The organism is Streptomyces sp. NPDC050264 (assembly GCF_040655895.1).
GTDB lineage: Bacteria > Actinomycetota > Actinomycetes > Streptomycetales > Streptomycetaceae > Streptomyces.
In genome coordinates this window covers 175,730-185,838 of the sequence record NZ_JBFAKV010000006.1, presented here as the reverse complement: position 1 = coordinate 185,838, position 10,109 = coordinate 175,730, and the positions used below count along the sequence as shown (strand labels likewise).

At 71.3% G+C, this 10,109-nt stretch carries 8 protein-coding genes; 3 read left to right on the top strand and 5 right to left on the bottom strand.

The annotated features are described in order from the left end of the window. Positions 1 to 338: 338 nt before the first annotated feature. A complete protein-coding gene (locus tag AB0J02_RS12780) occupies positions 339 to 1,139 on the bottom strand; it encodes a crotonase/enoyl-CoA hydratase family protein (protein WP_363193637.1) in 801 nt (266 codons plus the stop codon). A 187-nt stretch (positions 1,140 to 1,326) separates the two neighbouring features. Here AB0J02_RS12780 and AB0J02_RS12775 point away from each other — a divergent pair, with 187 nt between their 5' ends. Next, on the top strand, positions 1,327 to 2,946 hold the full coding sequence (locus AB0J02_RS12775) for an acyl-CoA synthetase (protein ID WP_363193636.1): 1,620 nt from the start codon (positions 1,327 to 1,329) through the stop codon (positions 2,944 to 2,946). Here AB0J02_RS12775 and AB0J02_RS12770 read toward each other — a convergent pair. Continuing rightward, complete coding sequence (locus tag AB0J02_RS12770; protein WP_363193635.1) at positions 2,904 to 3,716, bottom strand: class I SAM-dependent methyltransferase; 813 nt, start codon at positions 3,714 to 3,716, stop codon at positions 2,904 to 2,906. The genes AB0J02_RS12775 and AB0J02_RS12770 overlap by 43 nt on opposite strands. A 53-nt stretch (positions 3,717 to 3,769) precedes the next feature. Here AB0J02_RS12770 and AB0J02_RS12765 point away from each other — a divergent pair, with 53 nt between their 5' ends. Further along, positions 3,770 to 4,636: a GNAT family N-acetyltransferase gene (locus AB0J02_RS12765; protein WP_363193634.1), complete on the top strand. Its 867-nt coding sequence runs from the start codon at positions 3,770 to 3,772 to the stop codon at positions 4,634 to 4,636. Here the strand turns inward: AB0J02_RS12765 and AB0J02_RS12760 are convergent. Then, entirely contained in the window at positions 4,570 to 5,409 is an 840-nt protein-coding gene (locus tag AB0J02_RS12760) for an alpha/beta hydrolase (protein ID WP_363193633.1), read from the bottom strand. The genes AB0J02_RS12765 and AB0J02_RS12760 overlap by 67 nt on opposite strands. A 161-nt stretch (positions 5,410 to 5,570) precedes the next feature. On the opposite strand from AB0J02_RS12760, the gene paaK reads away from it, so the two are divergent. Continuing rightward, positions 5,571 to 6,872 carry a phenylacetate--CoA ligase PaaK gene (gene paaK / locus AB0J02_RS12755; protein ID WP_363193632.1) on the top strand — a complete coding sequence of 434 codons (1,302 nt, stop codon included), beginning with the start codon at positions 5,571 to 5,573 and terminating at the stop codon, positions 6,870 to 6,872. Between the two features lie 11 nt (positions 6,873 to 6,883). Here paaK and AB0J02_RS12750 read toward each other — a convergent pair whose 3' ends face one another. Next, a complete protein-coding gene (locus tag AB0J02_RS12750) occupies positions 6,884 to 8,401 on the bottom strand; it encodes an acyl-CoA synthetase (protein WP_363193631.1) in 1,518 nt (505 codons plus the stop codon). 74 nt (positions 8,402 to 8,475) lie between these two features. Then, positions 8,476 to 10,032: an acyl-CoA synthetase gene (locus tag AB0J02_RS12745; protein WP_363193630.1), complete on the bottom strand. Its 1,557-nt coding sequence runs from the start codon at positions 10,030 to 10,032 to the stop codon at positions 8,476 to 8,478. Positions 10,033 to 10,109 lie beyond the last annotated feature (77 nt).

Genomic DNA, 10,109 nt, shown 5'->3' with positions numbered 1-10,109 from the left:
ACATCCGCACTGCCGGCGCACGCCGCCGAGTGACGAATTCATCGCAGCCTCGGAGCTACATCCGCACTGCCGGCGCACGCCGCCGAGTGACGAATTCATCGCAGCCTCGGAGCTGCGTCCGCGCTGCTCGTGTGCGTCGCCGGGTGCGGGTCTCGTCGGGGTTGGGCCCGCAGTTCCCCGCGCCCCTGAGAGGCGCACTTCGTGCGCACCCTCATGAGGCCGCGGCGCAGCCGCATGCCTCAGGGGCGCGGGGAACTGCGCGACCAGCCACGACGAGACCCGCACCCGGCGGACGGGCGGAACCCGGCAGACGCGGAGCCGGCGGCGCGGGCCCACCCTTACTCCCGCCGAAACATGGGCACCCTCTTCTCCGCGAAAGCGCGGGCACCTTCCTTGGCGTCGGCCGTGTCGAAGATCGGCCAGCCGCGCTTCAGCTCCGAGGCGAGACCGTCCGTCTCCGTCAGCTCGGCCGTCTCGTACACCGATGCCTTGACGGCCTCCACGGCCAGTGGCCCGCAGGCGTTGACCCGTTCGGCGATCTCCAGCGCAGCCTCAAGGGCCGTGCCGTCCGGGACGACCCGCCCGATCAACCCGATCGCGGCCGCTTCCGGCGCCGGATACGGGCGGCCGGTCAGCAGCATCTCCAGGGCGTGCGTACGCGGGATCTGCCGCGGCAGCCGGACCGTCGAGCCGCCGATGGGGAACAGCCCCCGCGCCACCTCGAACAGGCCGAACGTCGCCGACTCCCCCGCCACCCGGATGTCGGTGCCTTGCAGGATCTCCGTGCCGCCCGCCACGCAGTACCCCTCCACCGCCGCGATCACCGGCTTGCGCGGGCGGTGGTGGCGCAGCATCGCCTTCCAGTGCAGGTCCGGGTCGGCCTTCAGGCGGTCGCGGTACTGCTCGCCCTCCATCCCCTTTCCGGCCAGCGCCTTGAGGTCCATGCCCGCGCAGAACGACCCGCCCGCCCCGGTGAGCACGATCGAACGGACCGCGTCGTCGGCGTCGGCTTCGAGCCACCCGTCGTACAGCCCGACGAGCATCGGCAGGGACAGGGCGTTCTTGGCCTCGGGCCGGTTGAGTGTGAGCACGAGCGTCGCGCCCTCGCGCCGCACGTCGAGATGTTCGGTCCCACCCATGACTGCCCTCCAGTCGGCCGGCGGAGCCCCAAGGCTCCTGGGACCAGAACAGGTTGCAGGAGGGGGCGGGCCAGTTCAAGAGTTTTCTGACACTCAGTCAGATTTCTTCTGCGGGGGCCCTTCCCCCTTCCCACCGTCTCTGTTCTGATGACGGCCACACGAGATGGGGCCACGGTCAGGAGGAGCGGTGGAGTACAACCTTGCCGACCTGTTCGAGTCGGTCGTCGACGTGGTCCCGGACCGCGAAGCACTCGTCCACATCGACCACCCCGGCACGGGTGCGGAGCGCAGGCTGACGTACGCACAACTCGACGCCGCGGCGAACCGCATCGCCCACCACCTGATCGACAGCGGTCTGCGTCCCGGCGACCACCTCGGCCTGCACCTCTACAACGGCATCGAGTACCTGCAGACCGTGCTCGGCTGTCTCAAGGCGCGGGTCGTCCCGGTGAACGTCAACTACCGTTACGTAGAGGAAGAGTTGATCTATCTCTACCGGGACGCGGATCTGACCGCCCTGGTCTTCGACGCGGAGTTCACCGAGCGCGTGGCGGCGGCGCTGCCGCGGACGGAGAAGCTGCGGCACCTGGTACGGGTAGGGGCCCCGGCACCGGACGCGCCGCCACTGAAGGCCGTGGACTTCGCCGAGGCGGAGGCCGGATCGTCGCCCGCGCGCGGGTTCGGGCCGCGTTCGGCGGACGACCAGTTCATCATCTACACCGGCGGCACCACGGGGATGCCCAAGGGCGTGATGTGGCGTCAGGAGGATTTGTTCTTCTCGGGATTGGGTGGGGGCGCGCCGACCGGCGAGCCGGTCTCGCGCCCCGAGGAGCTGGCGGAACGGGTGGCGGCCGGCGGTGCCGGGATCACCTTCTTCCCCACTCCCCCGTTGATGCACGGCACCTCCACCCTCACCGCCTTCATCGGCTTCAACTTCGGCCAACGCATCGTCATTCACAGCAAGTTCGTACCGGAGGAGGTGCTGCGCACGATCGAGAAGGAGAAGGTGACGAGCATGTCGCTGGTGGGCGACGCGATGCTGCGCCCTCTCATCGACGCGCTCAACGGCCCGCTCAAGGGCACGGACTGCTCGTCGATGTTCAGTGTGTCCTCGTCGGGCGCCATCATGTCGGACACGGTGCGCGCCCAGTTCCAGGCGCTGGTCCCGAACGTGATGCTGCTCAACAACTTCGGTTCGTCGGAGTCCGGCTTCAACGGCACCGCGACCGACGACTCGGGCGCGGGCCAGGGCTTCCGGCTCCGCGTCAACTCCCGTACACAGGTGGTCGGTCTCGCCTCGCACGAACCGGTCGCTGTCGGCGAGGTGGGCCGTCTCGCGCAGCGCGGCCATGTCCCGCTCGGCTACTACAACGACGCGAAGAAAACCGCCGAGACGTTCTTCCAGAAGGGCGACGAGCGCTGGGTGCTGCTCGGTGACATGGCCACGGTCGACGAGGAGGGCATCGTCACCGTCCTCGGCCGCGGCTCCCAGTGCATCAACACCGGCGGCGAGAAGGTCTACCCGGAAGAGGTCGAGCAGGCCCTGAAGTCCCACCCGGACGTCTACGACGCGCTGGTCGCCGGGGTCCCCGACGCGAGGTGGGGCAACCATGTGGCCGCCGTCGTCCAGCTCAGGGCCGGCGCCCCCGCGCTCACCCTGGACGCCGTACAGACCCACTGCCGCACCCACCTCGCGGGCTACAAGATCCCCCGCCAGCTGGTCGTGGCGGACAGCATCCAGCGGTCGCCGAGCGGCAAGGCGGACTACCGGTGGGCGCGGACGGTGGCCGCCGAATCGGCCAGCTGACCGGTACCGCGCCGCGCGGTGAGCACCGGCTGGTAGAAGCCGGTGCTCTGTGGTGTGTGCCAGACGACCTCGGTGAAGCCCGCGCCCCGCACGAAGCCGGTCAGCTGTTCCCTCGTCAGGGCCCAGAAGGTGGTGCGGCGTTCCCGCACACGCCAGTCGCCGTCCTCCCCGGTCAGCTGAAGATGCCGCAGGTCGTAGCGTTCGCCGTCGTCGTGCCAGTCCCAGAGCTGGAGCGTGATCGTCTCCCGGCCGTCGGCGTCCTTCGACAACTGCGGCGGCGGCGCCGTGGGCCGGGTGCGACGCACCTCGTCGTAGTCGCGGACCGTGAGCAGCAGGAGACCGTCGTCGCGGAGCACCCGGCGCAGGCCGGTCAGCGCCAGGTGCGCGTCGTCGGGCGTGAGCAGGTGCGGGAGGGAGTTGTCGGCGCAGACCGCCGCGTCGAACGTCGCGGGACCGAACGGCAGAGCGCGCAGATCCGCCGCGGCCGTGGGCAGGGACACGCCGCGCGCGGCCGCCTCCCTCCCCGCGCGGGCCGCGGCCCGCGGGCTGAGGTCCGTGCCGGCGACCCGGTGCCCGCGCCGGGCCAGTCCGATCGCCTGGGTGCCGATCCCGCAGGCGCCGTCCAGGAGCCGGTGCGGGCCCGCGCCGAGGGCGGCACCCACGAGCGCGTCGAGGGCGCGCGCCTGCGCCGCCATGCTCGCGTCCCAGTCCTGGAAGATCCGGTGATAGTCGGGGGCGAGTTCGTCGTAGAAACGGCGTACGGAGGACATGGCCGCACCCTAATCCGGTTGCCCGGCGCCCGGGCCGCTGCTGAAGTGGCCGGATGGATCACGAAGCGGTGCTCGCCCTGTTCGACCGGCAGCTGCGGCGCGAGGCGCGGCCGGACGGGCCGGGGACCCGGGTCGAGCGGGCCGGTGACGTGGTGCGGCAGGTCGGGCCGGTCACCGGCTGGAACGGGGTGTTGTGGTCGGCGCTCGACGCGGCGGGCGCGGACGCCGCCATCGCCGAACAGGCCAGGTATTACGGTGAGTTGGGTGTCGAGGCGGAGTGGAAGGCGTACGGGCACGACCGGCCCGGCGATCTGGGAGCGCGGCTGACCGCCGCCGGGTTCGTGCCCGAGGAGACGGAGACGCTGCTCGTGGCCGAGACGGCCGGGCTGGCGTTCGACGTCGCGCCGCCGGACGGCATCCGGCTGCTGCCCGTCACCGGGGAAGCGCAGGTCGAGCTGATCGAGCGGGTGCACGAGCGGGCCTTCGGGACCAGTCGGTCCTCGATCGGGTACCAGGTGCGTCAGCAGCTCGCCGACGACCCGGCGACCGTGCCCGCCGTGGTCGCGCTGCACGGCGACGAACCGGTGAGCGCCGGCCGGCTCGAACCGCACGCGGGGACGGACTTCGCGAGCCTGTGGGGCGGCGGCACCGTGCCCGAGTGGCGGGGGCGCGGCATCTACCGCGCGCTCGTCGCGTTCCGGGCGCGCATCGCGGCCGGGCGCGGGTTCTCGTACGTGCACGTCGACGCCACGTCGTACAGCAGGCCCATCCTGGAACGGCTGGGGTTCGTGGTGCTGGGTACGACCACGCCGTACGTCCTGGAGACGCCCGGACCGTCCGATCCCGGTGATCTTCAGGAGGCCGCCAGGAACTCCGCCACTCGCGCCACGAAGAACTCCTCGCCGTCCAGCCAGGGATAGTGCGCGGCCCCGGGCTGCACCACGACCCGCCCCCGCGGATAGCACTGCGCGGCGCGGCGCACGAGCGCGGGGCACGGGCCACCGTCCAGTGCGCCGGCGAGCAGCAGGACCGGGGCGTCCAGGCGGGTCAGCGCGGCGCGGGTGGCGGGCGGGTCGTAGGCTCCGTCGGCGGCGTAGTGCGCTTCGGCTCGCTCGTTGGTCTGGTCGTCGGTGCGGGCCGCGTGCGCCTGCGCGCGCTCGTCCCAGCGCCCGTAGAAGAAGGCGTCGTAGAGGTAGTCCGCGTCGTCCCGCCCGGCGAGCATCTTCTCGTACTCGGCGTACGCGGCCTCGAACCAGGGCTCGTGGCGGCGCAGTTGAGCCGCCGCACGCCGCTCGTCGGGGGTCGCCCGCAGGCCGAGGGCCCACTGCGCGGAGGTGACCAGGACGAGCCGCGCGATCCGCCGCGGGTGGCGGGCCGCGTACAGGGCGGCGAGGTTGCAGCCCGCCGAGTGGGCCAGGAGGTCCAGCCGTTCGAGACCGAGGTGGACGCGGAGCGCCTCGACGTCGGCGACCTGCCGGTCGCAGCGGTACGTCGTCTCGTCGGCCGGCACCGCGGACTTCCCGGTGCCGCGCAGGTCCAGGAGGTACAGGGTCCGGCGGGTGGTGAGGCCGCCCAGGTCTCCGAGGTACTCGGACGCGCGCATCGGCCCGCCCGGCAGGCACACCAGGGGCGGGCCCGAACCGCGGACGTGACAGGCCAGCTCGGTGCCGTCCGGTGCGGTGAACGTGAACATGGCGTGATCATCACAGGCGGGCGGCCGCGGCGGCAACGGCTTCGCCACCGGCTCGGGCCGATCCGTGGCGTCGTATGTCTTGACGTGGGCGGCTCCGTCTTGAATTACTGACGATCAGCAGGTCAACCGAATGATCGGTCGGGAGTTCGGGAGTGCGGTCGATGACGTCGACGACGACGCAGTGGTGGGACGAGGGCGAGCGCCTGGGCGCGGCGGAGCTGAGGGCACTGCAGCTGGAGCGGCTGCGGGCGACGCTGAGCCGCGTGTACGAGCGGGTGCCGTTCTACCGCGAGGCGTTCGACAAGGCGGGCGTGCGCCCGCAGGACTGTGCGGCGCTGGAGGACCTGGCGCGGTTCCCGTTCACGACCAAGGCGGATCTGCGGGACAACTATCCCTTCGGGATGTTCGCCGTGGACCGGGCAGAGGTGCGGCGGCTGCACGCCTCCAGCGGGACGACGGGCCTGCCCACGGTCGTCGGGTACACCGAGGACGATCTGTCGATGTGGGCCGACATGGTGGCGCGCGCGATCCGCGCGGCGGGCGGCCGCCCCGGGCACACGGTCCATGTGGCCTACGGATACGGCCTGTTCACGGGCGGGCTCGGCGCGCACTACGGCGCGGAGCGGCTCGGCTGCACCGTCGTCCCGGCGTCCGGCGGCATGACGGCCCGCCAGGTCCGGCTGATCCTGGACCTGCGGCCCGAGATCATCATGGTGACGCCGTCGTACATGCTGACCCTCCTCGACGAGTTCGAGCGGCAGGGCGTCGACCCGCGCTCCACGTCCCTGAAGGTCGGCATCTTCGGTGCGGAGCCGTGGACGGAGGAGATGCGGCGGGAGATCGAGGAGCGGTGCGGGATCGACGCCGTGGACATCTACGGCCTCTCCGAGGTCGTCGGGCCGGGGGTCGCGCAGGAGTGCGTGGAGACGAAGGACGGGCTGCACATCTGGGAGGACCACTTCTACCCCGAGGTCGTCGACCCTGTCACGGGCGAGGTGCTGCCCGCCGGTGAACCGGGCGAGCTGGTCTTCACCTCGCTGACGAAGCAGGCGATGCCCGTGATCCGGTACCGGACGAGGGACCTCACGCGGCTGTTGCCGGGGACGGCGCGGCCCGCGTTCCGCCGGATGGAGAAGATCACCGGCCGCAGCGACGACATGGTGATCCTGCGCGGGGTGAACCTGTTCCCCACGCAGGTCGAGGAGATCGTGCTGCGCACCCCGGGCGTGGCCCCGCACTTCCAGCTCAGGCTCACCCGCGAGGGCCGGATGGACGCGCTGACGGTCCGCGCGGAGGCCCGGCGCGACGCGACACCGGACGAGCGGGACGCTGCCGCGCGGGCCATCGTGACGGGGATGAAGGACGGAGTCGGGGTGACGGTGGCGGCCGAGATCGTCGACCCGGAGACGCTGGAGCGCTCGGTCGGCAAGATCAAGCGGATCGTGGATCTCCGTGACACCTGATGACCCCCGTATCACCCGTTCCCGGCGAACCGGTCCCGCAGCTCGCGCTTGAGGATCTTGCCGCTGGCGTTGCGCGGCAGCGCGTCCACGAAGACGATCCGCTTGGGCGCCTTGAAGTGGGCGAGCCGCTCGCGTGCGTGGGCGAGGAGTCCGGCCTCGGTGACGTCGTGGGCACGGACGACGACGGCCGTGACCGCCTCGATCCACCGCTCGTCGGGAAGCCCGATGACCGCTGTCTCCGCGACGGCCGGGTGTGTGTACAGGGCGTCCTCGACCTGGCGTGAAGCGACCAGTACGCCACCGGAGTTGATGACGTCCTTCACCCGGTCGACGACGGTGAAGTAGCCCTCGCTGTCGCGCACGGCGAGGTCACCGGAGCGGAACCAGCCGTCGCGGAAGGCCTGCGCGGTCTCCTCGGGCTTGTCCCAGTAGCCGTCGCAGAGCTGCGGGGAGCGGTAGACGACCTCGCCCGGCGTGCCGTCGGGCACGTCCTTGCCGTCCTCGCCGACGACCTTCGCCTCGACGAACAGGACGGGCCGCCCGCAGGAGTCCATCCGCCCCTCGTGCTCGTCGGGCCCGAGGACGGCCGCGAGCGGACCGATCTCGCTCTGCCCGAAGCAGTTGTAGAAGGCGAGCCCCGGCAGCCGCTCGCGGAGCCGTTCGAGCACGGGCACCGGCATGATCGACGCGCCGTAGTACGCCTTGCGCAGTCCGCCGAGGTCGCGGGTCGCGAAGTCGGGGTGCTGGGAGAGGCCGATCCACACGGTCGGCGGCGCGAAGAGGCTGTCGGCCTCGCCCCGCTCGACCAGGTCGAGGATCCGCGCGGCGTCGGGCGCGTCCAGGATGGTGTTCGTGGCGCCGATCGCGAGGTACGGCAGCAGGAACACGTGCATCTGCGCCGAGTGGTACAGCGGCAGCGAGTGGACCGGCCGGTCCGTGTCCTTCAGATCGAGTGCGTGGAGGGCGCTGACGTACTCGTGGACGAGTGCCCGGTGCGACATGCGGGCGCCCTTGGGCAGGGCCGTCGTCCCGGACGTATAGAGGAGTTGAACGAGATCGTCGGCGCCCGGCGGCGGCCCGTCGTAGGGGGCGGAGGACGGCAGCCGCGCCAGCAAGGAGTCGTCCGCGTCGCGCAACGCCAGGGTCCGGACGCCCTCGGGCAGCCGCCCCGCGAGACCGGGGTCGGTGAGCACGAGCGCGCTGCCGGACTGATGGACGATGTAGGCGAGGTCGTCGCCGGTCAGGTTCTGGTTGACGGGGACGTGCACGAGGCCGGCGCGGGCGCAGGCCAGGAACCCGATGAGGTACGCGTCGGAGTTGTGCCCGTAGGCGCCCACCCGGTCGCCGGGCGCGAGACCCAGGCCCCGCAGGGTGCCGGCCGCGCGCGACACGGCGTCGTCCAGTTCCTCGTACGTCCATACGCGCGGCCCGTAGCGCAGGGCCGGCCTCGCCGGAGTGCGGCGGGCGCTGCGTCGCAGTACCCCGTCGACGGTGCTGCCTGCCGCTTCGGCTGCCGGTGACGTCGTCATGGCGTGATCCTGTGCGCCCGCGGACGCCAGGTCAAGACGCATACGTCCGCTGGACTCCGCGTCGGCCGGCCGCGTCACACCACCCGCGTACGTCCCTCCCAGTACGGGTCCCGCAGGCGCCGCTTGTACAGCTTGCCGTTGGGGTCGCGGGGCATCGTCTCGATGAAGTCGACGCTCTTGGGCCGCTTGTAGCCCGCCAGCTGCGTCGCGCAGTGGGCGAGGATCTCGGCGGCGAGGGCGTCACCGGCCGCACGGCCCTCGGCGATCTCCACCACGGCCTTGACCTCCTCGCCCCAGTCGTCGTGCGGGATCCCGAACGCGGCGGCGTCGGCGACGGCCGGATGGGTCAGGAGCGCCGACTCGATCTCGGCGGGGTAGATGTTGACGCCACCGGAGATGATCATGTCGATCTTCCGGTCACGGAGGAAGAGGTAGCCGTCCTCGTCGAGCACCCCGAGGTCGCCGACGGTGAAGAAGTCGCCGATGCGGTTCTTCTTCGTCTTGGTCTCGTCCTTGTGGTACGAGAATCCGCCGGTCCTCATCTGCATGTAGACGGTGCCGAGTTCACCGGCGGGCAGGCGGTTCCCGTCGTCGTCGAAGACGGCCAACTCGCTGATGGGCCAGGCCTTTCCGACCGTTCCGGGCTTCTTCAGCCAGTCCTCGGCGGTGGCGAAGGAACCGCCGCCCTCGCTCGCCGCGTAGTACTCCTCGACACACGTGCCCCACCAGTCGATCATGGCGCGCTTGACGTGGTCCGGGCAGGGCGCGGCGCCGTGGATGGCGTGCCGCATGGAGGTCACGTCGTAGCGGTCCTTCACCTCCTGAGGGAGAGCGAGGAGACGGTGGAACTGGGTCGGCACCATGTGGGTGTGCGTGCACTTGTAGGTGTCGATGACCCGCAGCATCTCTTCCGGGGTCCACTTGTCCATGAGGACGACTGGGTGCCCGATGTTGAGGGCGGCGCCCGCGAACTGGAGCACCGCCGTGTGGTAGAGCGGCGAGCACACGAGGTGCACATTGCCGTCGAAGGGCTTGATGCCGAAGATCCCGAGGAATCCGCCGAGGTAGGCCTCCTCGGGGAGCTTGTTCTGCAGCGGGCGGCGGATGCCGCGCGGCCGGCCCGTCGTCCCTGACGTGTAGTTCATGACCCAGCCCAGGGTCCGCTCGTCCGGCGCCGACTCCCGCTGCCCTTCCAGGAGTTCGGCGTAGGGGCGGAAGGTGTCCACATCACCTACTGCGTAGCGGTGGGTCGCGGGCAGGTTCGCCTCGTCGGCGGCGGCGCGGGCCTGCCCGGCGAACCGCTCGTGCGCGATCACCACCTTCGCTCCGGAGTCGGCGACGATCCAGGCGATCTCCGGGCCGATCAGGTGGTGGTTGACGGGCACGAGGTAGAACCCGGCCTGCGAGGCGGCGAGGTAGGCGGTGAAGAACTCGACGCCGTTGGGAAGCACGACGGCGAAGGCGTCGCCGCGCTCCATCCCTGCCTCGCGCAGCCCGTGCACCATCTGATTCACGGCCGCGTGGAGGCGGCCCGCGCTCCACTCCTCGCCGTCCGGGGCGTGCAGCACTGTGCGGCCGGGGTTTCGGGTGGCCTGGGCCCAGAAGCCGTTCGGGGGGTTCTCGTCGGGCATGGGGTGCGTCCCTTCTGGCGGGTGGGTGTGCGTGTCGTCCCGGCTTCTCGTGTGCGGGGTTCCGTTGCCGCCGGGTG

Bases quoted from the DNA above. Each gene is read 5' to 3' on its own strand.
- paaK (WP_363193632.1), top strand. From the start codon at position 5,571: ATGACGTCGACGACGACGCAGTGGTGGGACGAGGGCGAGCGCCTGGGC.
- AB0J02_RS12770 (WP_363193635.1), bottom strand. From the start codon at position 3,716: ATGTCCTCCGTACGCCGTTTCTACGACGAACTCGCCCCCGACTATCAC.
- AB0J02_RS12745 (WP_363193630.1), bottom strand. From the start codon at position 10,032: ATGCCCGACGAGAACCCCCCGAACGGCTTCTGGGCCCAGGCCACCCGA.
- AB0J02_RS12780 (WP_363193637.1), bottom strand. From the start codon at position 1,139: ATGGGTGGGACCGAACATCTCGACGTGCGGCGCGAGGGCGCGACGCTC.
- AB0J02_RS12750 (WP_363193631.1), bottom strand. From the start codon at position 8,401: ATGACGACGTCACCGGCAGCCGAAGCGGCAGGCAGCACCGTCGACGGG.
- AB0J02_RS12760 (WP_363193633.1), bottom strand. From the start codon at position 5,409: ATGTTCACGTTCACCGCACCGGACGGCACCGAGCTGGCCTGTCACGTC.
- AB0J02_RS12765 (WP_363193634.1), top strand. From the start codon at position 3,770: ATGGATCACGAAGCGGTGCTCGCCCTGTTCGACCGGCAGCTGCGGCGC.